Source organism: Mesorhizobium sp. P2_B5, assembly GCF_056404775.1.
Genome location: NZ_JBFUDJ010000011.1, coordinates 157,463 through 182,815, shown reverse-complemented (window position 1 = coordinate 182,815; position 25,353 = coordinate 157,463). Strand labels below are relative to the sequence as shown.

At 64.1% G+C, this 25,353-nt stretch carries 33 protein-coding genes and 1 pseudogene; 20 read left to right on the top strand and 14 right to left on the bottom strand.

The window, feature by feature from the left end; translation table 11 throughout:
- Window positions 1–186 (bottom strand): annotated as a pseudogene (locus AC1D1N_RS27180) (IS5/IS1182 family transposase); the annotation flags it as partial.
- Window positions 187–353: 167 nt separating this feature from the next.
- Between AC1D1N_RS27180 and AC1D1N_RS27175 the strand changes: the two are divergent.
- From AC1D1N_RS27175 to AC1D1N_RS27145, 7 genes are all read left to right on the top strand, one after another.
- On the top strand, window positions 354–950 hold the full coding sequence (locus AC1D1N_RS27175) for a YdeI/OmpD-associated family protein (protein ID WP_477352164.1): 597 nt from the start codon (window positions 354–356) through the stop codon (window positions 948–950).
- Between the two features lie 335 nt (window positions 951–1,285).
- The gene (locus tag AC1D1N_RS27170; RefSeq protein WP_477352162.1) at window positions 1,286–1,993 is read left to right on the top strand and encodes an SDR family NAD(P)-dependent oxidoreductase; all 708 of its coding nucleotides are present in this window, start codon (window positions 1,286–1,288) and stop codon (window positions 1,991–1,993) included.
- 357 nt (window positions 1,994–2,350) lie between these two features.
- A complete protein-coding gene (locus tag AC1D1N_RS27165; protein WP_477352160.1) occupies window positions 2,351–3,559 on the top strand; it encodes an ABC transporter substrate-binding protein in 1,209 nt (402 codons plus the stop codon).
- A complete protein-coding gene (locus AC1D1N_RS27160; protein ID WP_477352158.1) occupies window positions 3,556–4,356 on the top strand; it encodes an ABC transporter ATP-binding protein in 801 nt (266 codons plus the stop codon). Before AC1D1N_RS27165 ends, AC1D1N_RS27160 begins: the two co-directional genes overlap by 4 nt.
- Entirely contained in the window at window positions 4,349–5,053 is a 705-nt protein-coding gene (locus AC1D1N_RS27155; RefSeq protein WP_477352156.1) for an ABC transporter ATP-binding protein, read from the top strand. Before AC1D1N_RS27160 ends, AC1D1N_RS27155 begins: the two co-directional genes overlap by 8 nt.
- Window positions 5,054–5,321: 268 nt before the next feature.
- Window positions 5,322–6,209, top strand: a complete 888-nt coding sequence (locus AC1D1N_RS27150; protein WP_112566970.1) for a branched-chain amino acid ABC transporter permease — start codon at window positions 5,322–5,324, stop codon at window positions 6,207–6,209.
- Between the two features lies 1 nt (window position 6,210).
- The gene (locus tag AC1D1N_RS27145) at window positions 6,211–7,191 is read left to right on the top strand and encodes a branched-chain amino acid ABC transporter permease (protein ID WP_477352154.1); all 981 of its coding nucleotides are present in this window, start codon (window positions 6,211–6,213) and stop codon (window positions 7,189–7,191) included.
- Here the strand turns inward: AC1D1N_RS27145 and AC1D1N_RS27140 are convergent.
- The 4 genes from AC1D1N_RS27140 to AC1D1N_RS27125 are packed head-to-tail and all read right to left on the bottom strand — an operon-like array spanning window position 7,185 to window position 11,785.
- Complete coding sequence (locus tag AC1D1N_RS27140; protein WP_477352172.1) at window positions 7,185–8,141, bottom strand: Csu type fimbrial protein; 957 nt, start codon at window positions 8,139–8,141, stop codon at window positions 7,185–7,187. The two genes, AC1D1N_RS27145 and AC1D1N_RS27140, sit on opposite strands and share 7 nt — an antisense overlap.
- 14 nt (window positions 8,142–8,155) lie before the next feature.
- Entirely contained in the window at window positions 8,156–10,573 is a 2,418-nt protein-coding gene (locus AC1D1N_RS27135) for a fimbria/pilus outer membrane usher protein (protein WP_477352152.1), read from the bottom strand.
- A complete protein-coding gene (locus AC1D1N_RS27130; protein ID WP_436259402.1) occupies window positions 10,545–11,267 on the bottom strand; it encodes a fimbrial biogenesis chaperone in 723 nt (240 codons plus the stop codon). Before AC1D1N_RS27130 ends, AC1D1N_RS27135 begins: the two co-directional genes overlap by 29 nt.
- A gap of 26 nt (window positions 11,268–11,293) precedes the next feature.
- A complete protein-coding gene (locus tag AC1D1N_RS27125) occupies window positions 11,294–11,785 on the bottom strand; it encodes a Csu type fimbrial protein (protein ID WP_112566909.1) in 492 nt (163 codons plus the stop codon).
- 696 nt (window positions 11,786–12,481) lie between these two features.
- On the opposite strand from AC1D1N_RS27125, the gene AC1D1N_RS27120 reads away from it, so the two are divergent.
- From AC1D1N_RS27120 to AC1D1N_RS27110, 3 genes are all read left to right on the top strand, one after another.
- Complete coding sequence (locus tag AC1D1N_RS27120) at window positions 12,482–12,583, top strand: putative RiPP precursor (RefSeq protein ID WP_376740466.1); 102 nt, start codon at window positions 12,482–12,484, stop codon at window positions 12,581–12,583.
- 134 nt (window positions 12,584–12,717) lie between these two features.
- Complete coding sequence (locus AC1D1N_RS27115) at window positions 12,718–13,284, top strand: sigma-70 family RNA polymerase sigma factor (RefSeq protein ID WP_477352149.1); 567 nt, start codon at window positions 12,718–12,720, stop codon at window positions 13,282–13,284.
- A 127-nt stretch (window positions 13,285–13,411) separates the two neighbouring features.
- Window positions 13,412–15,508, top strand: a complete 2,097-nt coding sequence (locus tag AC1D1N_RS27110) for an EAL domain-containing protein (RefSeq protein ID WP_477352147.1) — start codon at window positions 13,412–13,414, stop codon at window positions 15,506–15,508.
- 33 nt (window positions 15,509–15,541) lie between these two features.
- Here AC1D1N_RS27110 and AC1D1N_RS27105 read toward each other — a convergent pair whose 3' ends face one another.
- Window positions 15,542–16,042 (bottom strand): hypothetical protein, encoded by a 501-nt coding sequence (locus tag AC1D1N_RS27105; RefSeq protein ID WP_477352145.1) that lies wholly within the window; start codon window positions 16,040–16,042, stop codon window positions 15,542–15,544.
- Window positions 16,043–16,155: 113 nt separating this feature from the next.
- On the bottom strand, window positions 16,156–16,386 hold the full coding sequence (locus tag AC1D1N_RS27100; protein WP_112566900.1) for a DUF6894 family protein: 231 nt from the start codon (window positions 16,384–16,386) through the stop codon (window positions 16,156–16,158).
- Between the two features lie 186 nt (window positions 16,387–16,572).
- Here AC1D1N_RS27100 and AC1D1N_RS27095 point away from each other — a divergent pair, with 186 nt between their 5' ends.
- Window positions 16,573–17,292: a Crp/Fnr family transcriptional regulator gene (locus AC1D1N_RS27095; protein WP_436259407.1), complete on the top strand. Its 720-nt coding sequence runs from the start codon at window positions 16,573–16,575 to the stop codon at window positions 17,290–17,292.
- Between the two features lie 26 nt (window positions 17,293–17,318).
- Here AC1D1N_RS27095 and AC1D1N_RS27090 read toward each other — a convergent pair whose 3' ends face one another.
- Together AC1D1N_RS27090 and AC1D1N_RS27085 are read right to left on the bottom strand one after the other, a co-directional pair.
- Window positions 17,319–17,612: a DUF982 domain-containing protein gene (locus AC1D1N_RS27090; protein ID WP_477352143.1), complete on the bottom strand. Its 294-nt coding sequence runs from the start codon at window positions 17,610–17,612 to the stop codon at window positions 17,319–17,321.
- Between the two features lie 185 nt (window positions 17,613–17,797).
- Window positions 17,798–17,974 (bottom strand): hypothetical protein, encoded by a 177-nt coding sequence (locus AC1D1N_RS27085; protein ID WP_185970293.1) that lies wholly within the window; start codon window positions 17,972–17,974, stop codon window positions 17,798–17,800.
- 190 nt (window positions 17,975–18,164) lie between these two features.
- On the opposite strand from AC1D1N_RS27085, the gene AC1D1N_RS27080 reads away from it, so the two are divergent.
- Both AC1D1N_RS27080 and AC1D1N_RS27075 read left to right on the top strand, forming a co-directional pair.
- Window positions 18,165–19,130 (top strand): SDR family oxidoreductase, encoded by a 966-nt coding sequence (locus tag AC1D1N_RS27080; RefSeq protein ID WP_477352141.1) that lies wholly within the window; start codon window positions 18,165–18,167, stop codon window positions 19,128–19,130.
- A gap of 102 nt (window positions 19,131–19,232) precedes the next feature.
- Complete coding sequence (locus AC1D1N_RS27075; protein WP_477352139.1) at window positions 19,233–19,433, top strand: hypothetical protein; 201 nt, start codon at window positions 19,233–19,235, stop codon at window positions 19,431–19,433.
- Here AC1D1N_RS27075 and AC1D1N_RS27070 read toward each other — a convergent pair.
- Entirely contained in the window at window positions 19,422–20,033 is a 612-nt protein-coding gene (locus AC1D1N_RS27070) for an RBBP9/YdeN family alpha/beta hydrolase (protein ID WP_477352137.1), read from the bottom strand. The genes AC1D1N_RS27075 and AC1D1N_RS27070 overlap by 12 nt on opposite strands.
- Before the next feature lie 112 nt (window positions 20,034–20,145).
- Between AC1D1N_RS27070 and AC1D1N_RS27065 the strand changes: the two genes are divergently transcribed.
- Both AC1D1N_RS27065 and AC1D1N_RS27060 read left to right on the top strand, forming a co-directional pair.
- A complete protein-coding gene (locus AC1D1N_RS27065) occupies window positions 20,146–20,619 on the top strand; it encodes an Lrp/AsnC family transcriptional regulator (protein ID WP_352593134.1) in 474 nt (157 codons plus the stop codon).
- A gap of 118 nt (window positions 20,620–20,737) precedes the next feature.
- Window positions 20,738–21,151: a DoxX family protein gene (locus AC1D1N_RS27060; protein ID WP_477352135.1), complete on the top strand. Its 414-nt coding sequence runs from the start codon at window positions 20,738–20,740 to the stop codon at window positions 21,149–21,151.
- Between the two features lie 12 nt (window positions 21,152–21,163).
- Here AC1D1N_RS27060 and AC1D1N_RS27055 read toward each other — a convergent pair whose 3' ends face one another.
- The 4 genes from AC1D1N_RS27055 to AC1D1N_RS27040 form a co-directional block, all read right to left on the bottom strand.
- On the bottom strand, window positions 21,164–21,469 hold the full coding sequence (locus tag AC1D1N_RS27055) for a hypothetical protein (RefSeq protein WP_112566876.1): 306 nt from the start codon (window positions 21,467–21,469) through the stop codon (window positions 21,164–21,166).
- A 134-nt stretch (window positions 21,470–21,603) separates the two neighbouring features.
- Entirely contained in the window at window positions 21,604–21,873 is a 270-nt protein-coding gene (locus AC1D1N_RS27050; protein ID WP_192249196.1) for a hypothetical protein, read from the bottom strand.
- Between the two features lie 223 nt (window positions 21,874–22,096).
- Window positions 22,097–22,291 (bottom strand): hypothetical protein, encoded by a 195-nt coding sequence (locus tag AC1D1N_RS27045; RefSeq protein ID WP_477352133.1) that lies wholly within the window; start codon window positions 22,289–22,291, stop codon window positions 22,097–22,099.
- 34 nt (window positions 22,292–22,325) lie between these two features.
- Window positions 22,326–22,766, bottom strand: coding sequence for a Ros/MucR family transcriptional regulator (locus tag AC1D1N_RS27040; RefSeq protein ID WP_477344758.1), 441 nt, complete (start codon window positions 22,764–22,766; stop codon window positions 22,326–22,328).
- A gap of 505 nt (window positions 22,767–23,271) precedes the next feature.
- On the opposite strand from AC1D1N_RS27040, the gene AC1D1N_RS27035 reads away from it, so the two are divergent.
- From AC1D1N_RS27035 to AC1D1N_RS27015, 5 genes are all read left to right on the top strand, one after another.
- Window positions 23,272–23,688 (top strand): hypothetical protein, encoded by a 417-nt coding sequence (locus AC1D1N_RS27035; protein ID WP_477352131.1) that lies wholly within the window; start codon window positions 23,272–23,274, stop codon window positions 23,686–23,688.
- Window positions 23,681–24,055, top strand: a complete 375-nt coding sequence (locus AC1D1N_RS27030; protein ID WP_477352129.1) for a hypothetical protein — start codon at window positions 23,681–23,683, stop codon at window positions 24,053–24,055. The genes AC1D1N_RS27035 and AC1D1N_RS27030 overlap by 8 nt, the downstream gene beginning before the upstream one ends.
- Window positions 23,982–24,749, top strand: a complete 768-nt coding sequence (locus AC1D1N_RS27025; RefSeq protein ID WP_477352170.1) for a terminase large subunit domain-containing protein — start codon at window positions 23,982–23,984, stop codon at window positions 24,747–24,749. Before AC1D1N_RS27030 ends, AC1D1N_RS27025 begins: the two co-directional genes overlap by 74 nt.
- Before the next feature lie 132 nt (window positions 24,750–24,881).
- On the top strand, window positions 24,882–25,028 hold the full coding sequence (locus AC1D1N_RS27020) for a hypothetical protein (RefSeq protein WP_436259418.1): 147 nt from the start codon (window positions 24,882–24,884) through the stop codon (window positions 25,026–25,028).
- Entirely contained in the window at window positions 25,022–25,282 is a 261-nt protein-coding gene (locus tag AC1D1N_RS27015; protein ID WP_477352126.1) for a hypothetical protein, read from the top strand. Before AC1D1N_RS27020 ends, AC1D1N_RS27015 begins: the two co-directional genes overlap by 7 nt.
- Window positions 25,283–25,353 lie beyond the last annotated feature (71 nt).

The following is a 25,353-nucleotide window of genomic DNA, read 5'->3' as shown; positions in this document are numbered from 1 at the left end:
GAACAGCACCAGTGGCGGCCAGGCTGCCCGACCCGGCCCGCCATCGCGCAGCCGGTTAAGCAGCTTCTCGAACCGGTACCACTTCACCAGCCCCGACAGGCGGTCGAGCGGCGAAGAACCGCCCGCAAGCTTGTCGCCCAGAAATGCCTCCACCAAGCTCAACTGACCCGTCCGCTTAACTGCCATTGTGACTCTCCCGGCCTTTCGCCTTCAGAGAATCACAACCAGCCAATTACGCAACAGGCCCACAGGGGGAGAAGGGAAGGGGGTCCGGTGCTTGGCCTCGGAGGTTCTGCTGACAGAGACTGGCATCGACAGCCGATATAGCCGGTCCGGCAACAAACGAGGTGATGATGGCGCCGATCAAGGTCGATCCGGAAAAAGTTCGCGAATTCCCCGATCCGGAAAGTTTTTACGCCTGGCTGCGGGAGAACCACGCCGGCGAGACCGAGGTCTGGATCAAGGTGCACAAGGTCGGCTCGGGCCTCGCCTCGATCACGCCCAAGCAAGCCATCGACGTGGTGCTGTGCTTCGGCTGGATCGATGCCGTGCGCAAGTCGCTCGACGAGCAGAGCTTTCTGCAGCGCTACACGCCGCGCGGCAAGAAAAGCATCTGGAGCAAGATCAACATCGACAATGTCGCCCGCCTGGTCGAGGAGGGCCGGATGACCGAGCACGGGTTGCGACAGGTCGAGGCGGCCAAGGCAGACGGCCGCTGGGACCGCGCCTATGCCAGTGGCAAGGACATGAAGATCCCCGACGATCTGCAGGCCGCCATCGATGCCGAACCTGAGGCGAAAGCGATGCTGGCAAAACTCTCCGCCCAGAACCGCTTCGCGCTCGCCTTCCGCACCCACAACATGAAGACCGAAGCCGGGCGCAGGAAGAAGATCGAGGCCTTCGTCGAGATGCTGAAGCGCGGCGAGACGATCTATCCGCAGAGGCGGTGAGGGGCTCTCCCGCCCCTTGACAAGCTCGCGCTTGAGCACCCCCCTCTGGCCTGCCGGCCATCTCCCCCGCAAGGGGGGAGATCAAGATGTCGCCGATGCTTTCGCCAATCACCAACGTTCCAAGAAAGAGCGCTGTTGGCGAAACTGCCGATCTCCCCCCTTGCGGGGGAGATGTCCGGCAGGACAGAGGGGGGTGTGAAGGAACTCGGCCTTGCGCATCGGCCTTCGCCACTGATGCACCCCATCGCACAGCGATTGTCGTCTCCACGCCCTAATCATGCGATCCCACCTATGCGATCTTTCGTGCACTATTCATGCGGCACAGGACCCTACCAATGACCACCACCACACCCCATTCCGGCAAGGTCGCGCTCGTCACCGGCGGCAATCGCGGCATCGGGCTGGAGACGGGGCGTCAGCTGGCGGCGCTCGGTTTCACCGTGCTGCTCGGCACGCGCGATCTCGCCAAGGGCGAGGCGGCCGCGAGGCAACTCGGCCGCAAGGTGGAGGCCATCGCTCTGGATGTCGCGGCACCTGACGCGGCAGCCCTTGCCGCAGCCGAAATCGAGCGCCGCTTCGGCCGCCTCGACGTGCTCGTCAACAACGCCGCCATCCACTACGACCCGCGTGCGAGGGCGCTAAAACCCGACTGGACGGTGATCCGCGAAGCCTTCGAGACCAATGTCTTCGGCGCCTGGCGCATAGCTGCCGCCTGCGCGCCGCTCCTCAGCACCTCCGGCCATGGCCGACTGGTCAACGTCTCCTCCGAGGGCGGTTCGCTCGCCTCGATGGGCGCCGGCGCGCCGGCCTATTCGACGACCAAGGCGACGCTCAACGCGCTGACCTGCATCCTGGCGGCCGAATTGCGCGGCGCCGGCGTGCTGGTCAATGCCATCTGCCCCGGCTGGGTCGCGACCGATATGGGCGGCCCGGGCGGGCGCCCGGTGGCGCAAGGGGCGGCCGGCATCGTCTGGGCCGCGACCTTGCCGGACGACGGCCCGACCGGCGGATTCTTCCGCGATGGCAAAAGGCTGCCGTGGTGAATGAAGCCGAGATTTGCAAGGTAAGCCACTGAAAAACATGGGTTTTCCACTCGATCGACGTGAAATCGAAATAAGAGTGGAAAAATCAGCCGGGTCAATGCCTTAGCCAGCAAGCAGCCGAAACCCAGCTCGTTGGGTCTGGAAGCCGCCGAGATGCCCCCTACGCCATGCTACGAAAATAGCATTCTCGCTGCGCGAAATGTGATGCTAGGTTCCCGGCGCACCCAGGGCGGACGGGCGCAAGAAGAGGAGTGGCGGGCGCGACGGCCCGAATTTTTAGCGAAAACCGGACGGAACTGTTGAACCATTGCAAGGCCGCCGCGTTTCCCGGCGTCGGCCACAAGGGAGGAACCACCTGTGAAAGCATCCTATCTCGTCTCCGCCGCGCTTCTTGCGGCGACGGCCATGCCCGCGGCAGCGGCCGGAATTTCCGACGGCAAGGTCAAGATCGGCATCCTCAACGACCAGTCGGGCGTGTATGCCGATTTCGGCGGCAAATGGTCGGTCGAGGCCGCCAAGATGGCCGTCGAGGACTTTGGCGGCAAGGTCCAGGGCGCGCCGATCGAGATCGTCAACGCCGACCACCAGAACAAGCCCGACATCGCCTCCAACATCGCCCGCCAGTGGTATGACACCGAGCAGGTCGACGCGATCATGGAGCTGACGACCTCTTCGGTGGCGCTCGCCGTCCAGGGGCTTTCCAAGGAAAAGAAGAAGATCGATATCGTCACCGGCGCCGCTTCGACAGAGCTGACCGGCAAGCAGTGCTCGCCCTATGGTTTCCACTGGGTCTACGACACCCACTCCCAGGCGGTCGGCACCGGTGGCGCGCTGGTCCAGCAAGGCGGCGACAGCTGGTATTTCATCACCGTCGACTATGCCTTCGGCTATTCGCTGAAGGAGCAGACTGCAAAGTTGGTTGAATCAAGCGGCGGCAAGGTGCTCGGCGAGGTGCGCTATCCGCTCGGCTCGACCGACTATTCCTCCTTCCTGCTGCAGGCGCAGTCCTCCGGCGCCAAGGCCATCGGCCTCGCCAATGCCGGCCTCGACACCTCCAACTCGATCAAGCAGGCGGCCGAGTTCGGCATCGTCGCCGGCGGCCAGCGGCTGGCGGCACTTCTCTTCACCCTTGCCGAAGTGCACGGCCTCGGCCTGCAGGCGGCGCAGGGCGTCGTGCTGACCGAAGGCTATTACTGGGACCGTGACGACGAGAGCCGCAAATTCGCCGACCGCTTCTTCAAGCGCACCAACCGCATGCCCAACATGGTCCAGGCCGGCACCTATTCGGCGGTGACCCAGTATCTGAAGGCCATCGACAAGGCCGGCACCGACGAGACCGAGGCGGTGGCCAAGCAGCTGCATGAGATGCCCGTCAACGACGTCTTCACCGCCAACGGCAAGGTGCAGGCCGACGGCTCGATGGTGCACGACATGTATCTGTATCAGGTCAAGAAGCCCGAGGAGAGCAAGAAGGACTGGGACTACTACACCTATCTGGCGACCATTCCGGGCGACAAGGCCTTCACCAAGGCCGAAGACAGCGGCTGCCCGCTCGTCACCAAGTGACAGTGGCGCAAGCTGTGGCCGGCCCGTCGGGCGGCGCAAAGGACACGCCGCGGGTGGTGCTTTCCGCCCGCGGCCTCAGGCGTGATTTCGCCGGTTTCGTTGCCGTCAACAATGTCGACCTCGACGTCCATCACGGCCAGACTCATGCGCTGATCGGGCCGAATGGCGCCGGCAAGACGACGATCTTCAACCTGTTGACCAAGTTCCTGCAGCCGACCAGTGGCAGGATCGAATTATTGGGCCACGACATCACCCGCACCGCGCCAGCCAGGGTGGCGCGCATGGGCCTCGTCCGCTCGTTCCAGATCTCGGCGATCTTTCCGCATCTGAGCGTGCTCGACAATGTCCGCGTCGCCCTGCAGCGGCCGAGCGGGCTGGGCTTCCAGTTCTGGCGCTCGCTGGCCGCACTCGATCAGCTGACACCGAGGGCACGCGAGCTTCTCGCCATCGTCGGCCTCGACGATGTCGCGCATCGTCTGGCCGGCGATCTCTCCTATGGCAGGAAGCGCGTGCTCGAGATCGCCACCACGCTGGCGCTCGATCCGAAAGTGCTGCTGCTCGACGAGCCGATGGCTGGCATGGGGCACGAGGATGTCGGCGCCATTTCCGGCATCATCCGTTCGCTGGCCAGAGACCGCGCCGTGCTGATGGTCGAGCACAACCTCACAGTCGTCGCCGATCTTTGCGACTGGATCACCGTCATGCAACGCGGCCAGGTGCTCGCCGCCGGCGACTACGCAACGGTGAGCACGGACGAGCGTGTCCGCATCGCTTACATGGGGACCGAGCATGAGTGAGCCGCTGCTTACCGTGCGCGATCTGCATGCCTGGTATGGCGAGGGACATGCGCTGCATGGCGTCAACCTCGATGTCTTTCGTGGTGAGACCGTGACCTTGCTTGGCCGCAACGGCGTCGGCAAGACCACCACGCTGCGCGCCATTATGGGGCTGGTTCGCAAGCGCAGCGGCAGCGTCACTTTCGACGGCGGCGATCTGATGCGTCTGCCGCTGCACCGCGTCGCCCATCGCGGCATCGGCTTCGTGCCGGAGGAACGCGGCATCTTCGCCACGCTCACCGTCGACGAGAACCTGATCCTGCCGCCGGTGGTGGCCAAGGGCGGCATGAGCGTCGAGGAAATCTTCGATCTCTTCCCCAATCTGAAGGAGCGCCGCAACAGCCCCGGCACGAAACTCTCCGGCGGCGAACAGCAGATGCTGGCCATCGCCCGCATTCTGCGCACGGGCGTGCAGATGCTGCTGCTCGACGAACCGACCGAGGGGCTGGCGCCGGTCATCGTCCAGCGCATCGGCGAATTGCTGGCGACCCTGAAAAAGCGCGGCATGACCATCCTGCTGGTCGAGCAGAATTTCCGCTTTGCCGCCCGCATTGCCGACCGCTTCTATCTGATGGAGCACGGCAAGGTGGTGGAGGGTTTTGCCGTAAGCGAGCTTTCTGCTCACACCGACCAGCTGCACGAGGTGCTTGGGGTATGATGTCAGTAATCGATGGGAGGGCTGTCATCTTTCGGGCGTCGGCGCTGCCCCTCATCTGGCTGCCGCCATCTTCTCCCCGTAAACGGGGAGAAGGGACGCTGGCGCCGACGATTTCGCCAATCGCAAACGTCAGAGGAAGCGAGCCGGCATCGCATTCAGCCTCTTTCTCCCCGTTTACGGGGAGAAATGCCCGGCAGGGCAATGAGGGGCAGCGCCAATGTTGGCAATTGGCCGTGCCTCCTTCAGCACATGTTTCAGCGGTGACGCCATGACGATGATCTTCGGCATCCCCGTCCAGGCCTTGCTGGGCCAGATGCTGGTCGGGCTGATCAACGGCTCGTTCTACGCCATGCTCAGCCTCGGGCTGGCCGTCATCTTCGGCTTGCTTCGCATCATCAATTTCGCCCATGGCGCGCTCTACATGTTCGGCGCCTTCATCGGCTACCTGATGCTCGTCCATCTCGGCATCGGCTACTGGCCGGCGCTGGTCCTGGTGCCGCTCGTCGTCGGCGTGTTCGGCATGGCGGTCGAGCGCCTGGCGCTGTCCAGGCTCTACCGCCTCGATCCGCTCTACGGCCTGCTCTTCACCTTCGGCCTGGCGCTGGTCATCGAAGGCGTGTTCCGTTTCTATTACGGTGTCTCCGGCAATCCCTACGCCGTGCCGTCGCAACTCGCCGGCGGCACCAATCTCGGCTTCATGTTTCTGCCCAACTATCGCGGCTGGGTGGTGGTTGCTTCGCTCATCGTCTGCATCGGCACCTGGCTGCTGATCGAAAAGACCAGGCTAGGCTCCTATCTGCGCGCCGCGACCGAAAACCCCGAGCTGGTGCAGGCATTCGGCGTCAACGTGCCGCTGCTGCTCACGCTCACCTACGGGCTGGGCGCGGCGCTTGCAGGGCTCGCCGGCATCCTCGCAGCACCGGTCTACCAGGTCAGCCCGCTGATGGGCTCCGATCTCATCATCGTCGTCTTCGCCGTCGTCGTGGTCGGCGGCATGGGCTCGATCCTCGGCGCCATCGTCACCGGCTACATGCTCGGCCTCGCCGAGGGCCTGACCAAGGTGTTTTATCCCGAGGCATCGAACCTCGTCGTCTTCGTCATCATGGCGATCGTGCTGCTCTTGCGCCCCGCCGGCCTGTTTGGAAGGGATGCCTGAGATGAGCGAGGCGACCCTTCACGAACAGCGTACCGCCGCTTCCGTTCGACTTGAGCGGGTGCTGATAGCATTGGCCATACTGGCGCTCATCGCCGCGCCCTTCTTCGTCTACCCGATCTTCCTGATGAAGATGCTGTGCTTCGCCCTGTTTGCCTGCGCCTTCAACCTGCTGCTCGGCTACACCGGGCTGTTGTCCTTCGGCCATGCCACCTTCTACGGCGCCGCCGCCTATTTCTGTGCCTACGCCGTCAAGGACTGGGGCTGGCCGCCGGAAGCCGGCATCCTGCTCGGCACCGCCGGCGCGGCCGCGCTCGGGCTGGTCATGGGCTTCCTCGCCATCCGAAGACAAGGCATCTATTTCTCGATGATCACACTGGCGCTGGCGCAGATGTTCTATTTCTTCTGCGTCCAGGCGCCGTTCACCGAAGGCGAGGACGGCATCCAGGGCGTGCCGCGCAGGCATCTGTTCGGCATCGTCGATCTCAACGTCACGCTCAACATGTACTTCTTCGTTCTCGCCGTTTTCCTCATCGGCGTCTTCGCCGTCTGGCGCATCGTCAATTCGCCCTTCGGCATGATCCTGCGTTCGATCCGCGAGAACGAGAACCGCGCCATTTCGCTGGGCTATTCGGTCGGCCGCTACAAGCTGGCCGCTTTCGTCATGTCGGCAGCACTCGCCGGCCTTGCCGGCGCCACCAAGGCGATCGTCTTCCAGTTCGCCACGCTGACCGACGTCACCTGGCAAATGTCGGGCGAGGTGATCCTGATGACGCTGCTCGGCGGCATCGGCACCATGGTCGGTCCTGTCGTCGGCGCCGGCCTCGTCGTCGGCCTGGAAAACACGCTCGCCACCTCGGGCTTCCCGGTGACCATCGCCACCGGGCTGATCTTCATGATCTGCGTGCTGGTCTTCCGCCGAGGCATCGTCGGCGAACTTTACGCGCGGTGGCTGGCGCCCGCTGACGGCGGCCGCGATCAATAGGTGATGGTCACCACCACCGTGTCGGTATAGACGCCGGCCGAGGGCGTGGTCTGCGGCGGCACGCGGCCGTAGACGGTGAGCGGTTGCGCCGCGCCGGTCCCGATGCCGGCGACCGTGCTTCCCGGCGTTCCGGCGTCACCCCAGGGCTGCGTGCGCGCATTGTCCTTGTAGAGACCGTAGGTGACCTGCTCGGCACCTTTCGACATCTTGCGGTTGGTCGGTGTGCCGCCTGTCGTGCCGCCATTCAGCGACACCGTATAGGCCGTCGACGGCGTGCAGGTGACCGTGACCTGGCCGGTGGCGTCGACATTGGCGTCGAGCACGCCCTTGGGGCCGAAATCGATGTTCTGGGTGGTGACCAGGCAGTTGGCCGCAATCGTGGCGTTGATGGTGAAGGTCGGAGAGGCGGCCAGGGTGCCCAGGCCGGTGTCGCAATTGCTGCCCAGCAGGGTTGTTCGGTAGCGGAACTCGACATGCCCGCCCGAAAACGTTGACAGATAGGTGCCGGGCGGAACGGTCGCCTGGCCGCCGGGAACCCGGCCATAGAGCGTCAAGGTGCCGGATGAGTTGCCCAGGATACTGGGGCTCAGCAGCAGCGGCGGCGGGCGCGAGGCATAGGCCCAGGCATAGGAGCCCCAGACGACGCTCATTCCAGGGTCCGAATAGATCTGGTAGTCGAGGCTGTTGGCGCCGCTCAGCATCTGCCTTGCTGCCGCCGAGGTTGCGCCGCCGGTGCCGGCGGCGAGATGCGGACAGACCAGAATGGGCAGCAGCAACGGCAAACTGCCGCTGCAGGTCACGTTGAGGGTGGCCGTCGATGTCGCCGCGCTGCCCGACAGCGTGTCGACGGCGCCGAAATTCATGTTGGTGACGGTAAAGCTGCAGCTTTGCGCCAGGGCAAGCGACGGCAGCAGCGCCACCAGGATTGCAACGATTGCGGCGCGCAGCATTTGGCCTGGCACTGTCATTGGCACACCACGTCCTTGATCGTCACTTGCCGGCCGCGCGCCGCTTCGAAGGGGAAACTTGCCCGGCACGAGCTGCCGTCCGCCAGGCCGACTGCCACCGCATTCTGCTTGCCGAGGCCCTTGATGTAGGCCTGGCCGTCATAGCCGACGACGAAGTCTTCGGTGCCGCCGTCGACGCGCCCCGACAGTCCGGCCTCGAGCGGCGCTCCGCTCCCATCGACCAGCGTCACCAGCGCTGCCTGCGCCGCCTCCGACACGCCGAACTTCAGCACCACGCCGTTGCGGTCGGCCGGGACGACGGTCTCCTTGGTGGTCGGGACATCGGCATCGACGGGCAGGTTCTTCGGGTCGATCGAGACCGTGTTCAGCTCATAGGAGTTGAGCCCGGTGACCAGGATGCGGCCTTTGCTGTCGGTCTTTCCGACCGGCCTGTTCTGATGCAGCACCTCGACGTCAGGCGTGCCGACATCGACGACGGCAAAGGCATCGTCGATGCGGTTGGTGGCGAACACGCCGCCGCCCGCCATCGCGATGGCCCCGTCCATCTGCCCGGTCACGCGGAAATCCTTGTCGAATTGCTGGGCGCCGGCCTGGAAACGCGCAAACGGCGCGCGATAGCTGGCGGCTGCCGAGCGGTTGGGGACCTCGCCCTCCGACGTGCGCAGCTGCCAGCCGATGCTGAAGTCCTCCGCCCGTTCCGACTTGGCGAGGTCGGCAACGACATTGAGGCCGTCAGGCCCTTGCTCGACCCCTGTCGAGGCTGTGATGTCGTCGTTGAACGGGATCGAAATCCCGGCGAACACGCCATAGCTGCTGTCGTCGTCGAGATCGGCAAAGGCGGTGGCATAGAGCGTGCCGCGCCTGAAGATCGCCTGGCTGTAGGAGAGCCCGACGATCTGGCTGGTATCGCCCTCGGCGCTTTTCAGATGGGTGTAGGAGAGGTTGAGGCTGGAGAAGTCCAGCGGCATCGGCACGCTGAGCGTCACCTGGTCGACCGCGCGCGGCACGCCGGCGCTGAAACGGGTGAAGTCGTCGGGGTCGAGAACCGGCTGCGCCGTCACCGAGGCGATGTCTTCATAGCCGCCGAAGGCCCGCTGCATGTGCGCGTTGATCGCCCAGCCATCATAGCCGAATTCGACACTGGCATCGACCAGCGCGCCAGTGCGCCCGTCATGATGGCTGCCCGCCACTGCCGCCGACGCCGTGCCGTAAGGCCCGAGCGGGAAGGCAGCGCCAACGCCGCCATTGATCAGGTCGGCGCCACCCTCGGCATGGGCTTCCAGCGTCAGCCGGTCACTCAGGCCATAGCGTGCCGTGGCGACGCCCATGACGCGGCCGTCATAGTCGTCGGAGGAGATACCGAAATTGCGCCGCGCCATGCCCGTCTCGACGGAGAAATCGAGCAGTCCCTGACGCAACAGCATGTTCGAGGCGTAGAACGGCAAGGTGGCGGTGGTCTCGCGCCCGAGACTGTCGCGCAGCACCACCTGCGCTTGCCCGGCGCCTGTGAACACCGGCAGATTGGTGACCTGGAACGGCCCGGGCTGGATGTCGCCGGAATAGGTGCGGACGTTTTGCGTATAAACTTCGAGTGTCGACGGCACCGCCGCCGTGCCGCCGAAGGAGGGCAGGGGCAAGGTCACCAGATCCGAGCGCAGGCGGAAATTGCGCTGCGCCTGGATGCCGCCGAGATAGACGGGCCGCGTCCACGACAGTCCGCCGGAGACGAAGTCGCCGGCGCGGTAGGTCATCAGCCGGTTGGGGTCGGAATAGCTCCAGGTCGTGTTGAGCCGCGTGAAGCCGCCGAGCCTGCCGTCGGAATAGCCGGCGATGAACGACTGGCTAAGCGTTCCATAGGGGCTGAACACACGCGTGTCGAAGCCGCCCGAAATGCCCTGGAACAGTTCGTTGTCGCCGTCGAACAATGTGTTGGAACTGGCAAACAGCGAGTAGTTGAGCACCGCGCCGTAGCCCGATTGCGGCGCCGGCCGGTCCTGCAGGCGCAGGCCGAGATCGACGATGCGCGGCTCGCGGCTGTCATTGGCGGCGGTGACGTAGAGCCGTTGCGCCGCCTCGTCGATCTGAAACGACACGTCCGCCAGTTGGTCGAGCCTGACCAGGCCGCCAGCACCTTCGGCACCCTCCGGCGGTTTCAGCCCGACGTCCTTCAGCTCTTGCGCCGTCGCTGCCAAGCCGCCATCCGGCATTTCGGTGAAATTGCCGATCAGTTTCGTAGAGTTGTCGTTGATGAACACCTCCAGATAGAGGCTGCGGCGGGCCGGCAAAACGGGATCAGGCGCTTCAGTGTTCGTCACGGCCGGCGGCTCTTGCGAGTTCACTGCCGGGCAAGGTGTGAAAGTCGCGAGCGCGACGACAATCGCGGTGCTAGCGGCCCTTGACGGCAACTTTGGCATCGAAGGGTCCAAGATCGCTCTGTGCCTTCAAAAGCACGGAGCCCGCGGACAGTGATTTGCTGCTGCCGATCGGCCACTGCATGGTCGCGCCGCCCAGCACATAGCCGACAAGCCCATTTCGGCTGCTGAGCTTCTTGCCGCCCTGGGTCAGCGTCAGGTTGGACAGGCGAAAGCGGCTCTGGCCGCTGTTGCTGGCGGCGAGCATCAGGCTGCCGCCATTGCGCGAAAGGCTCCACGCGATCGCCGGCGCGGCTGCGTCGGCGTTGCGAAAAAACACCGGCACCGAATAGCGCAGCGCAAGCGCAACCGTACCGGCCTTCTTGCGCGAGGGGTCGGGCAGTTCGTCGACGATGACGCGGTAACTCTCTTCGGCCCGCACCGGCGCCTTCGAGACGCGCACGACGCGAACCACGTATTGGGCGTTGGGTCCGAGCTTGGTCGATGGCGGGCTGGCGACGACATCCGTGGTTGGCGTCAGCGTCTCGATGCCGCCGGACTGGCTCCATGCGAAGACCCTGATCTGCACATTGATCGGGCGCTTGGCGTCGTCGTTGCTGAGGTTGAGGACCGCCGAGGCGTCGGGCGCGATCAGCTCGAGACCTGTCGGCGCCACCCTGAGCGAAGCGGCGTGTGAGAGACCGGCGCACAGCAACAGAACAGCCGTGGCGCCGATGCATGAAAGCATGGATCGCATGATCGTCCTCGTGTTGATATCGATGGTCAGTACGTTATGGTGATCGAAACGGTGTCGGTGTAGAGGCCCGCCGGCGGTGTCGTCTGCGGCGGAACGCGCCCGTAGACCGTCAGCGGCTGGATGGCGCCGTTGCCGGTTCCGCCGACCGTGTCGGTGGGGATCGTGGTGCCCCAAAGCTGCGTCCGGGTGCTTTCCCTGTAGATGGTGTAGTCGATCGTCGCCGCCAGTGGCCCGGTCATCTTGCGAACCGCAACCGTTGCGCCCGAGCCCGCTCCGGCGCTCAGACCTACATTGTAGGATTTGCCGGTCGTGCATTGCACGTTGATGGTGCTGGTCTGGTCGACATTCGCATCGATGACGCCGTGCGAGCCGAAATCAAGATCGCTTGCCGTCTGTACCTTGCATTCGTCGGTAATGGTGATGCGGACATTCATGCTGCCCGTCGCGGTCGCGGCGATCGCGGGCAAGGTTGGGAGCAGCGACGCTCCCGCCAGCAGCGCATATTTCAGCAATCTCATGCGTATGTTCCTCCGTCGGGCAGACCGTTCCTCGCGAACAGTCCTGACCCGGATTCCAACCCTGCAGCCCCTCCTGCTACACGCCTCGCAAAGACATCAACGATATCGGCAATGTCAAAAGCGATCAGCGCAATGATTATTACAACTTAGATTCGGACTATAACCGATGAATAGCTTTCAATTGTATCGGATAATTTTAGTTAAGATTTGGTTAATTTGGGTAAAATAGACACTTTTTCGAAAGTGATAGTTTCGTCATTTGACAATTAATTTTGGAAACTTTGCTAAAAAAGCGAATATTCAGGCCAAATCATCTTGATTTGATAGACTCTGGGCTGTCGCCTCATATTGTCGATTATTTCGCGGGGGTATGCCGGCACCAAGCGGCCATCGCTGTCGCCGCTGGTCCGCACAGCCCAAAACGCTGTCCCGGTCTGCCAAGCCTGGCAATCGTGCTGTCAGGGCCGCATGCCCCAAAACCGTGTTCCGCCCTGCCCAAGCACGGCCGCACCGGCTGAGATAAATCCACCGCCGTCGGATCGCGGGGAACATTTGGGAATCATTCTTGCGACGCTCACCCCGATTTCCGACGGCAGCGCATCGGCCGGACGGGAGATGCGCCTGTTGTCCCTTCGAGCCATGATCGCACACGGTAGCCACGCGGACGGGCTGCAGACGTCAAGAAAAGGAAGAACGATGAAGAAGACATACGAGAAGCCAAGGCTTCAGAAGCGCGAAAAACTGACCCGCGTCACGGCAGTGATCATCCTGTCAGGCCCCGTCGAAAACGGCAGCTGACGCCTTCGATCGGCTTCGCCCAACGACATGCATGAACAGAGGAACTTTCATGCCAGCCGAGCTGCCCTCGGGCCTGACCTGAGGGCGCTGCGGTTTTGCATCGGCGACAAGCCGACAACGAAGACAACAAGGTCATGGACGAAAAGCAGAGAGCCATCCTCGACGAAATCCCGCGTCTGCGGCGCTATGCGCGCTCCCTGCTGCGCGACCGCGATTCAGCCGACGATCTCGTCCAGGACTGTCTCGAACGGGCGCTGCTGCGGCTGGACAACTGGCAGACGGGAGAGAGCCCGCGAAAATGGCTGTTCACGATCATGCATCATCTGTTCATCGATCAGATGCGCAAGGCGAACCGGCGCGGCGGGGCCTCGATGCTGCCGCTGGAGGCCGGCGAGGTGCAGGCCGCCCCCGCCGACCAATTGGGGAACGTCGCGGCGCGCGAGATCATCGACGCGCTGCAGGCGATCAGCCCCGACCGCCGCGCTGCCCTGACCATGGTCGCCATCGAGGGTTTTTCCTACGCCGAGGCCGCCGAGATCCTCGGCGTGCCGGCCGGCACGCTGATGTCGCGCATCGCGCGCGGGCGGGAGGAGTTGCGCGGCCTGCTCGAAGACGCCGCGCGCCGCAGCTCGATAAGGATCGTCGAAACCGAAACGGCGGCAAGCCGCAAGAATCCGAATGCAATCAGGGCGCCGATGTGATGATAAAGCTCCACACGATGCGGCCCGGTTGCAGGCTTTGTCCCGCGCATCCACGCGGCGCGCCCGGTAACGGTTTCTTGTCTGCTTGCGTGCATGGTGGCGGCGACGCGGTGGACGAAACCAGAGCATGCCCGACGAGAAAATACGCAATGGAAAGTTCTGGGCGCTTGCGCTCGAACGCGCTCATCTGGGCGTATGGGACTGGGATATTTTGAGCGGCGACTGTTTCTATTCGCCGACCTGGTCGCACATGCTGGGCTATGAGGATGGCGAGCTTGCCAACACCGGCGACCTCTGGCTGCAACTGACGCATCCCGACGATCGGGAGCGGGCGCTGGCCAGCGGCGAGCGGCACATTGCCGGCCTCACCACCTCGATCGAGACCGAGCTGCGCCTGAGACACAAGGACGGTCACTGGATCTGGGTGCTCGACCGCGGCGGCATTGTCGAGCGTGACGAGTCAGGCCGGCCGGTCAGGCTGATGGGCGTCCAGACCGATATCAGCCGGCAGAAAGAGGCCGAAGCCGAACTGGAGCGGGTCAATGTGCGCTTCCGCCTGGCGCTGGCGGCCAGCGGCACCGGCATCTGGCATCACGATATCGACGCCAACAAGAGTTTTTGGGATGCCCGCACCAGGGAGATCTTCGGCCTGGTCGCAGACACTGACGAGGTGGCCGCCGACCTCTGGCACACCTATCTCCACCCCGACGACAAGGACACCACCGAGCGCGCCCATCTGGCCCCGCTTGCGACCGACGCAGTCGTTGCCTCGCAATACCGCATCATCCGGCGAGACGGCGAAATCCGTCATGTCGAATCGCTGGTGCGCTTCATCGCAGCTCCGGACTCTGCGGGCCAGATTCTCGGCACCGTGCGCGACATCACCGAGGACAAGAAGCGCGAGCAAGAACTCGCCTACGCCGCGCACCACGATGCGCTGACCGGCCTGTTTAACCGCGCCGCCTTCGACCGGCTGCTGGCCGTCCACATCGCCACCGCGCGGCTTCTGCCGCTGGCGGTGTTTTATGTCGATCTCGACTACTTCAAGGCGCTCAACGACTTTGCCGGCCACGCCGCCGGCGACCTGGCGCTGAAGGGTGTCGCTGGCGGCATATTGGGCTGCCTGCCGTCATCGGCGCGCGCCGCGCGCCTGGGCGGCGACGAGTTCGCGCTGCTGGTTCCCAATTGCCAGCCGGCCGCGGCCGAGACGCTGGCCGGCGCAATCCTTGCGGCGGTGCGCGACGCCGACCTCGGCCTGCCGGCCACGTCGCGCAAGCTTGCGGCCAGCATCGGCATCGCCTTTGTCGACGACACCACCACGACGGTGGCCGATGCGCTGGCCTGCGCCGACGACGCCTGCTATGCGGCCAAGGCTGCGGGGCGCAACCGCTTTGCTGTGTTTTCGGCTGACTCGGCCTCGGGCTCCGGCGGCCTCAACGCGGCGCGTGTCGCCGCCGACACCGTCGATGCCATGGACGACGGTCGGTTGAAACTGTTCGGCCAGGAGATTCATCTGCTCGGGAAACCTTGGCGGGAGAGCCGTCATGTCGAAGTGCTGGCGCGGCTTGCCGGGCGCAATGGCAAGCTTATCCCGCCGGGCGAGTTCATTCCGGTCGCCGAGCGCTTCGGCATTGCCTCGCGGCTCGACCGCTGGATCATCAGGACTGCACTGTCGCAGCATGGTCCGGCCATGAAATCGGGCGCCATCACGCTCGGCTTCAACCTGTCGGCGCAGACACTGAGCGACCCGCTGTTGTGGGATTTCGTCGACGCCGTCATCGCCGAGACCGGCGCGCCGCATTCCGGCATCGGCTTCGAGATCACCGAGACCGCCGCCGTCACCAATTTCGACGCCGCAGAACAGTTCGTGCGCAAGGCGCGCGAGCGGCAATGCCGCGTCAGTCTCGACGATTTCGGCGCCGGCATGAGTTCGTTCGAATATCTCAGGCGCTTTCCTGTCGATCAGATCAAGATCGACGGCTCGTTCATCGAAAACATCGCGCAAAGCCGGTTCGACCGAGAGATCGTTTCAGCCATTACGGGCATCGCCAAAAGTCTCGGCTGCGCGGTGGTGGCCGAAAAGATCGAAGAGCAGGCCGCGCTCGACATCTTACGCGACATGGGCGTCGCCTACGGCCAGGGTTTTCTGCTGCACCGGCCGGAGCCGCTGGAGGCGATCGTGGCAAGGGCGAGCGCCGAGGCGCCGCGCAAGCGGTTCGGCTGAAACGGCCTAACCGCGCCGGGAGGTGCGGTCAGCTCAACCGGCGTCGGCCTTTTCCTGCTTGCGCTGCGCGGCCTCCTTCTTGCGGCGCAACACCTCGTCGGTGCCGACAAGATCCTTCGACCCGCCGGAGATCGAGGTTGAGACAACGGCCGGCGGATCACTTGCCGGAAAGCTATCCTCGAGCCCGGATTGGAGCTGTTCTTCAAGCGTGTCGGGATTCTCCGAGCGGCCCTCCGCGCGGCGCTCGCCGACGGCCTCGACGTCACTCTTGCTGTCGGGGTGGGCGCGGGCCTCCGATATCGTCGACACCACCAACTCGATGGCAAACTCTTTCATCGCCTCGGCTTGCGGCTCATTGACGTCGGCGTTTTCGATCAGGCGGATCAGTGACTTCTCCAGATCGCCGAGTTCCTTGGCTCCCTGGCAGCGCGCCAGTCGCTTGGTCAGCGAACCGATGAGCACCGGGGCAAAGGTCGAATAGGCATGGTCGCGTGTCGCGTCGACCTGCTCGGGATGAAGCTTTTGCAAGGACATTGGTCGTGCCTCCAATCAATCAGCTGGGCCAGCAGCTCCTGCCGCTGGGCCTCCCTTTAGGAAACAGAGGGGAGGGCAAGAGGTTCCATGCCGTGGTCGACAGGGCCCGACGCTCAACTCCACAGCGACGCCATGGTCAGTGACGCTTCGAAGATCTGCTCCCTGTTCTGGTTCAGCATCTTGACGGTGATCCGCCGGTGCTCGCCCTCCGGCATCTCGTCGCGCGCGACATCGTGCAATATCCGCAGCGCCTCGGCCCCCGCACGCTCGCGACTTGGGAAGAGCTGCCCCTCTTCATCGATCTGGTTTTCGGTGTTGTAGAGGTCGAAGTAGAACCGTTCCATGGCGCAAGCATCCTGCATGAGACGCTAAACCCCTGTCCGCAGCCATGGTTCCATCCGGCTGATTCCCAAACAGATTCTTGCCATTGCTGCTTGGGGCGGGATGCCGCCGTGCCCGGCTGGGTGCAACCGCACCCGATCTCCGGCGTTGAGCCACAGCAACCGAACCCGGATGGAAGAACCCCCTCAATGCTGGAATCGCTTTATCTGAACCTTGGCCAGCACGACGCCCTCTCGGAAGAGGAGAAGGGGCTGCTCGCCGGCGCCATGACCGTCGAGCTGGATTTTGCGACGGGCCAGGACATCGTCTCGGAGGGATCGAGACCCGGCTACAGCACGCTCATCATCGAAGGTCTGGCGGCGCGCTACAAGGTGCTGGAGGATGGCGGCCGGCAATTCACCTCGTTGCAGGTGCCTGGCGATTTTGTCGACCTGCACGCCTTTCTGCTCAAGACCATGGACCATGGCATCATCGCGCTCTCGCCATGCCGGGTCATCGCCGCCGACCACAGCCGGCTGCGCGCCATCACCGAACAGGCGCCTCATCTCACCCGGTTGCTGTGGCTGGACACACTCGTCGACGGCGCCATCCACCGTGAATGGATCGTGGCCATGGGCAGGCGATCCAAGACCTCGCATCTGGCGCATCTGGTGTGCGAGCTGTTCGTCCGGCTTCAAGTGGTCAAGCAGACCAATGGCATGAGTTTCCGTCTGCCTTTGTCGCAGGCCGAACTGGCTGACGTGCTGGGGCTGTCGATCGTTCACATGAACCGGGTCATCGGCGCGCTGCGCAGGCTCGGCGTAATCGGTTGGGCAAACCACATGGTGACGATCCTGGACTGGCAGCGGCTTGTCGAGATCGCCGAGTTCGACCCGACCTATCTCAGCATGAACCGCGAGCCGAGATAGGTCATCGGCGAAGGGACGACGGCCTTTTAGTGATGCCCGCCCAGCGACGCCAATTCGTCGAGCATGGCAAGGGCGGCACTTGGCTTCGCCGGCTTCAGCAAGCCCTGTTGAGCGGCGGCATTCTTGAAAGCGGCAAAGGCGACGGCCGGGCGGCAAATTCCGTTCAGCGCATCATCCACCAGCCTGACGGCCGCCTTGTAGGCCTGAGCGTCCTTGTTCTTCCACTTTCCGTGCAGCGCCCTGTTGGCGTCGGCAATCGACGACACCGTCATCGTACTGCCGTCCACGAATTTGATCGTCAGGGGAAGAAATCGGCTCATGAGAAATTCACCATCCGAACCATTCCCGCGTCCGCCACAAAAGCCCGGCGAAAGGCGCGACCAGGAAGGCAGCGGCGCCCAGAACCAGGACGGGGTTGTTTGTTGGTATCGATTTCATGGATAGCCTCCGTGAATCGGGATCGCCATAAACGAGGAAATCGCGAAGTGGTTGCAGCTTGCGAAGGCTACATGTTGCTGGCCGGCCGGATCGGTTGGCGTGGCCGGTAGGGCGGTCGCGACTGCGACTTCAAGGGGATGTCGGCGAGCGAGTTGCGGATTGGTCTGAACAGTATTGGCGGCGATGCGGCGCGCCGGCGCAGCAGTGCGGCCGACAGTTTGGCAACCAGATTTCGAACCTCCATGGACTCCTCCCTAGAGTTTTAGAGTCCCCCTTTCGCACTCACCTAGCACCTGACGCCTGTGCCTCGCATTTAACTTTGATGTAGTCCGGACGAATGCGACCGCTTGTGCGCAATGCCTGCCGTCAACCTTTTTGCCCGGCCAACCTTTTTGCTCGGAGCGCGTTGTCCTCCGACACGGAAGGAGAATCCCATGCTGACCAAAACCTCGAAGGCGGTGCGCAAGCAGCGCAGCGTGCAACGCAAGGTCGACGCCGACGACCGCAACAAGGCGAAAGCCAAACCTGACGCCGCCATGCAGGCCGGCGCCCGGCTCTATCCCGAGCCGCCTTTTCCGAAGCAGCACCATCCCAAGCCCGGCGAGGAAGGCGAGATCAAGCCGGCGCCGCTTTATGATGCGCCGTTCTGGCAGGGCTCGAGGAAGCTCGACGGCAAGGTGGCGCTGATCACCGGCGGCGATTCCGGCATCGGCCGCGCCGTGGCAGTCTTGTTTGCGCGCGAAGGCGCCGACGTCGCCATCGTCTATCTCAGCGAAGACAGGGATGCCGAAGTGACCAGGCAGGCGGTCGAGGCCGAGGGCCGGCGCTGCCTGGCGCTGCGCGGCGATGTCGCCAGCCGCGCCTTCTGCCGCCGCGCGGTGGAGCGCACGGTCAAGCAACTCGGCAAGCTGGACGTGCTGGTCAACAACGCCGCCTTCCAGGTCCACGCGGCCGATTTCGCCGACCTCACCGAGGAGCATTTCGACACCACGCTGAAGACCAACCTCTACGGCTATTTCCACATGGCTCAGGAGGCGGTGGCGCATATGAAGCCGGGCTCGGCCATCGTCAACACCGGCTCGGTCACCGGCATAGACGGCTCGAAGGAACTGGTCGACTATTCGATGACCAAGGGCGGCATCCACGCCTTCACCCGCGCGCTGTCTGGCAATCTGATCGGCAAGGGCATCCGCGTCAACGCGGTGGCGCCGGGGCCGGTGTGGACGCCGCTCAACCCGTCCGACAAACAGGCGGCCGATGTTTCGCAGTTCGGCGCCAAGACGCCGATGAAGCGCCCGGCCCAGCCCGAAGAGATCGCACCGGCCTATGTGTTCCTGGCCTCGCCGCAATGCTCAAGCTACATCACCGGCGAAATCCTGCCGATCGTAGGCGGCTATTGAAGGGCAGGGCTGGCCCGGCTCTTTCGGAGCGCAAGATACGCGTCCGAGCAGCGCCGTCGCAGACGCTGCTGCAACCGGATGAGTTTTCGTGCATTCTTGTGCATGGCCACGACGCTTCGCTCCGACACCCCGGCAAAATGCTGCTCCTATTGCGGTTCGCGCGACCACGACTACGAGGATTGCCCGAAGCGCAAGGCCGACGCCGAGCGGCAGCGGGAAGAGCAGCAGGAGCAGCACGAGCAGCAGGAGCGGGAGAAGCAGCAGGGGCAGGGCTCTTCGCGTGAGAGATTTCTAGCCAGCTGAACTCAGGACATTGTGCGCAGACGAGCGGCCGCCGGCGTCAGCCGATGCTCGACCATCGCCCTTCAAGTCGATGCTTCCGACGAAAGCCATCAGCAGTGCCATTCCCGCAGGCCAGTCGCCAAGACCGCTGTCGCTGTTGATGTGGCCGAGCGGCCCGGCGATGTGCAGCGCGCTGCCCCATTGCCCGGCCTTCGCGACGGCATAGCCATGCGGGTCGTAAGGGTCGTCAGTACTGGCAACGACCAGCGAGGGAAAGCGGAGCGGCCCGCGCGGCGTGTCGGCGAAGGGAACTGCGTAAGCGGGATAGGCGGGCGATGCCGGATCGGGAACCGCAACCAGGAACGCACCGCCGACCTGGCGGCTCGACGCTGCCTGCCAATGCGCCACCAGCAGGCAGCTGAGGCTGTGGGCGATGAGCATCGGCGGCGTTGTTGCCTGTGACACCGCGGTTTCCAGCGCTGCCACCCAGTCGTCGAAATCCGGCAGGTCCCAGCTCGCCGGGCTGAAGCGGCGCATCGCCGGGTTGGCCTGCTGCCAGCGTGTCTGCCAATGGGCCTCGCCCGATCCGCCGCTGCCCGGCAAGATGATGAAGTCGGTCATGGAATGTCCTGTCTCCTGGTGAACGATGGCGTCAATTCTAGGTCTTCTCCTCGTCCGCGGAATGAGAGATCATCGGAAAGCGGCGAAGAATTCCGATGGATTGAAGGTGCTCATGGCAAACGGCGATTACCGGCCACGGCTCGACCCCACCGACATGGCGATCATCGAGATCATGCAGGAGGATGGCCGCATCGGCATTTCCGAACTCGGCCGCCGCGTCGGCCTGTCCCAGCCCGCGACGTCGGAACGGGTCAAGCGGCTGGAGGAGCGGGGCATCATCGCCGGCTACCGGGCGGCGATCGATCCCGCCGCCCTTGGTCTCGGCACCATGGCCATGATCCGCCTGCGCACCACGCACGAGCACATCCAGACCTGCCTGAAGAAATTCGCTGCCATGCCGGAGGTGGTCGAGGTGCTGCGGGTGACCGGCGAGGACTGCTTTCTGGTCAAGGTCGTCGTCCCGTCGCCGCCCGACCTCGAAAGCATCGTCGACGCCATCGGCCGCTACGGCGCGGTGACGACCAATGTGGTGCTGCGGGCAGAGCCGCCGAAGCGGTTGGGACGGGAGCTGATGGCGAAGCTCTGAGCGGGATTCCCAGGCGCCGCCAAGAGGTCTCGTTTTACCAGCCAAGAATTTTTGCGGGATGATGTCGGATCGGCGGCGTGCCGCCCGTCCTTGGAGCGAAACCCCTCAGGAGGACATTATGGAAACCGTTCAATCGCCGTGGCAGACTGCGGCCATTCTCATCGCTCGCCTCATCCTGGCCGCCATGTTCGCAATGGGGGCGGCCTTCAAGTTCATGGACATGGGCATGACCGCCGGCTACATCGCCGCCGCCGGCTTTCCGTTCCCGCTGTTTCTGGCCTGGTGCGCCGCGATCCTCGAAACGCTGCTGGTGATTGCCCTCCTGACCGGCGCGTTCTTCACGCCGGCGGCCCTGGTCGCCGCCGTCTACGTGGTCTTCCTCGGCTTTGCCTTCCACGGTCCGTCGCACTGGGCCGGCAACCAGGCCGAGTTCGGCGCCTTCATGTCGCATTTCCCGTTCGCCGCCGGCCTGCTGTTCGCCGCCGTACACGGACCGGGCACCGTGCTCGCCTCCAAGCTCGGCCGAGGGTGAGGCCGGCAAGTCTCACATCTGGTCGTTGTAGGGCTCCTTCATCTGGCCGACCATGCGGGCCAGTTTCGAGAAGGAAGGCATGTCCGTCTCCGGCTGGCACTGATTGGCCAGTTGCAGCAACCGGATCGGGAAGTTGACCGCGTCGCGGCTGGACTCCGACATGCCGCCGGACCGTTCCTCGCCGGTTTCGATGGCCTCGGCCTTGCGCAAGGCGATGTCGATGTCCTCGACCGACAGCACGCCCTTGCGGACCAGAACCTGGTTGATCGAGGCGACGGCCATCAGCAGGCCTTCGAGTTGCAGGTTGGCGACATTCATGGCGTTTGCTCCCATTGGCTAAAGCAATTCCAGGAAAAGTGTGAAGCGGTTTTCCGTCCGGAATTGCGTCAACAAAACTCCAGCGTCAACGCATGAGCGCCTGTTCCGATCCAGAGGGAGGCGTAGTCCTGGTCCTACTCTTCCATCCACCGACGGCCGTATTCGGCCCACAGCGCCTTGACCTCCCTGCTGCCGAGGCGCGGGGCCGAGCCGTCGCCAAAGGCGATCGAGACGGCGCTGATGTCGTAATGGGGGTGGGCGTCGATGACGAAGCGGATCGCCTCGCCAAGCGGCCTCCTGCCGATGACCGGATCGGCCTGGCCCCGGCCGACGCTGCGGACGCCCGAAACAGTGGCTGGCGCATGCCGCATCCTGAACACGGATGCCATGGCTGGTTTGTCCATGCTGCATTCTCCCCGAGTCGGAGCGGGATGATTCCATAAGCGCCAGCTAATGACCAGCCGGTCGATGCCTGTCGAAGGCTGCGCCCTGCGATCCGCCGCGATTGCCGGGTGAGGGCAGTTATGCTATGATTTGCCTATGGTGCTGATTTGCGCCAGCGACCCGCCGCCGAGGCGGGTTTTTCGTTTCGGGCGATATCCCGCAGCCGGCTGACAGTCATCACGCTCAGGCCAGCGGATCCTCCGCCGGCGGCCTTGCGGGCAGGCCGAGCCTTGTCCGCTCGCTATCGGCAAAATCCTCGGCCGCTTCCTGGGCTTCGAACAGGCGCTGGGTCACCGTGCCGTTCTCGGCAACCAGCACCGCCCATTGGCGGCGATGGACGCTTTCGACACGAACGTCATTGGGCTCGTCGGCCACCATGATCGACCTCCCGGACGGCGCAGAGGGCGTCGCGCTACGCCTTGGTCTTGCGCTTGGCCGGCGCCTTGGCGGCGGGTGCCTCTGTCCTGATGCCGAGCCCGAATTCCTTTGCCAGCTCAGATCGCTTGGCGGCGTAGCTGGGCGCCGTCATCGGATAGTCGCCGGGCAGGTCCCATTTGGTGCGATAGGCCTCCGGCGTCATGCCATGGGCGGAGCCAAGGTGGCGCCGCAGCGACCTGAATTTTTTGCCGTCCTCGAGGCAGTAAATGAAATTCGGCGTCACCGAGCGCTTGCGATTGACGGCAGGCTCCGGTGCCGGTTGCGGCGGAGCAACGGGATTGTCCACGGCCGCGAGCGCCGAGTTGACGCTCTCGATCAACGCCGGCAAGCCTTCCGGAGGCACTGAATTGTTGCTCACGAAGGCCGCGACGATGTCGGCGGTCAAATTTATATTTCGGATTTTGTCGTCAGACATGGCTTCTCGCGCCCCCTTGATGCCAAAGTACAAATTATCAGACAAACTTCCCCTACGGCATGGCACTTTAGCACATATGCATATGAATTGACGATAAATATGGTAGCGCTAACACCGCTGGGTCCTTGACCGGTATAGGAATTGTTTCTTATTTCCTATTGACGGATGAGGGCAGCTATCGTATCATTTCTCCATGGTGCTGATTTGCGCCAGCAACCCGCCGCCGAGGCGGGTTTTGTTTTTCAGGCAATCTGTTGCCAGAACCGAATGCCGGCGGGACAGCGCCCCCCTCTGTCCTGCCGGACATCTCCCCCACAAGTGGGGAGATCGGCCGTCACCCATGGTAGCGCCAATCTCGACCGTCGGGCCCAATCTCAGTTGCTGGAGATCGAGGCAGGGCGGACGAACTGCTGATCTCCCCCCTCGTGGGGGAGATGTCCGGCGGGACAGAGGGGGGCGCGAAGGAACGCTATCCTCGGTTCATTCTGCAATTTCGCGAGGGCCCATGTCCAACCGCTATGCCACCATCATCATCGACGATGACGGCCGCGAGCTCGTCAGCGCCATCGGCCTGTTCGAAGGCACTGCCCCGCAGGCGCGTATCGGCCGCGTCGAGCCGGTCGTGCCGGGCGTGCTGATCGGCATGATCCGCGGCGGTCCCGTCGACGCGATCGGCGGCTTCGGCTTTCCGCGCGGCACGCACGACGGAAGCGCGATCGGCCTTGTCAGGGCAAGCTTGAAAGGTGCGCCTGCCGAAAGGGGCGAAGCGCCGGCCGATGCTGCTGATGCGGCCAACCGCAAGACCACCCGGAAACCGGCGAAGGCAAAACGGCGCAAGGCCGGCAAAATCAAGCGGGCGAGACCGGCAAAGCAGGTTGCCGCCAGCAAGGCTGAGCCCGCCGGGATCCCGGATCATGGCTGACCGGACGGCGCCGCGTGCGCGCCCTGGCCGCAAGGCGCCAGCCGCCGCTGCCACAACGAAGCGGACGAAGAAGACGCTTGGCGACGATTTCCTCAACGCCGTGCGCGCCGATTTTCGTGCCCACGGCGCCGGTGTGATTGCCGCGGTCAGGGCCGACAAGCCCGACCAGTATCTGAAGATCGTGCAATCGGTTCTGCCCAAGGATTTACATGTCTCCCTCGACCATCTGGAAACCCTGAGCGATGACGAGATCCGCCGCCGTATCCGCGGCCTCGAAGCCGTCCTCGGTCCGTTTGGCGACCAGCCGGGCGGCGCGCCGCCACTATCTGGCGCTGCTGCAGGAACTGGACCGAAGACGCAGGACTAACCTGCTTGCATCTTACACGCCGTATGAACGCCAGGCGGAGTTTCACGCCGCCGGTGCCAAAAACCGCGAGCGGCTGTTCATGGCCGGCAACCAGCTCGGCAAGACCAGGGCCGGCGGCGCCGAATGGGCCATGCATCTCACCGGCCGCTATCCCTCGTGGTGGCAAGGCAAGACCTTCGACACCGCCGTGCGGCTATGGGCGGCCGGCGTGACCGGCGAGGGCACGCGCGACAACCCGCAGCGCGTGCTGGTCGGCCCGCCGCAGCAGCAGGCCGCCTGGGGCACCGGCATGATCCCCGCCGACGCCATTGTGCACACCACCATGGGCCGCGGCGCGCCGGGCGCGCTCGACAGCATCGTGGTGCGCTGGGGCGGTGGCGGCGACGTGCAAGCCGATGAGTCCGTGCTGTCTTTCAAGAGCTATGAGAAAGGCCGTGAAAAGTGGCAGGGCGAAACGCTGCACGGCGTCTGGTTCGACGAGGAGCCGCCGCTGGATATCTACTCCGAAGGATTGACGCGAACCAATGCGACGGGCGGGATAACGATCGTCACCTTTACGCCGCTGCTTGGGATGAGTGACGTGGTGCTGCGGTTCTTGGACGCGCAGGCGGTGGCCTCTCGGGACTTGGGTTCCTCGCCCCCGCCCTGGCGGGGGAGAGGTGGCCGCGAAGCGGACGGAGAGGGGGCTTCGTAGAGCTTTGGCCTGGAGGTGGGTTCAACTACGCTTTACCTTGCTACGTCTGCGCCATCCCCCTCTCCGTCTCGGCTTCGCCGAGCCACCTCTCCCCCACATTCGTGGGGGCGAGGAACCCAGTTCGGGGAAGACATGAAGCCGTCCGACATGGACGATGGCAACGTGCTGGTGAGCTACAATCATCCGGCCTTCAATGTCGTGCTTTCCGATGTTGCGAAAGCGCATTGGCAAGAGATCGAGGCCCGCCACCAGGATGGCTGGCGACGGGCGAGGTGCTGATCACGCCGCTGGGGCAGAAAGTGTTCGACGAGCTGGGCAAAAAAGCGCTGCTTGGCAGGTGCTACATGTTCATGGACGCGCAGGCCAAAGGTGATCCGTATCAAACGCCAGGCTGTCTGATCGCGGGCTGGCAAGCTTTCCCGGGCGCCGGTGCTGCCGCAGCCACGCCCGGTATCTGCCTCAACGCGGAAGAAGTAGAGAGATCTTTACACGAGGTGCAAAGAAGCAACGCAAATACAGCTGATTGGTTATGACGTAGGTACCTTCGCAGATATGGTATTGGCCGTCTGGGGATTCCTGCACGCGGCCCGGTGGGATGATGAAA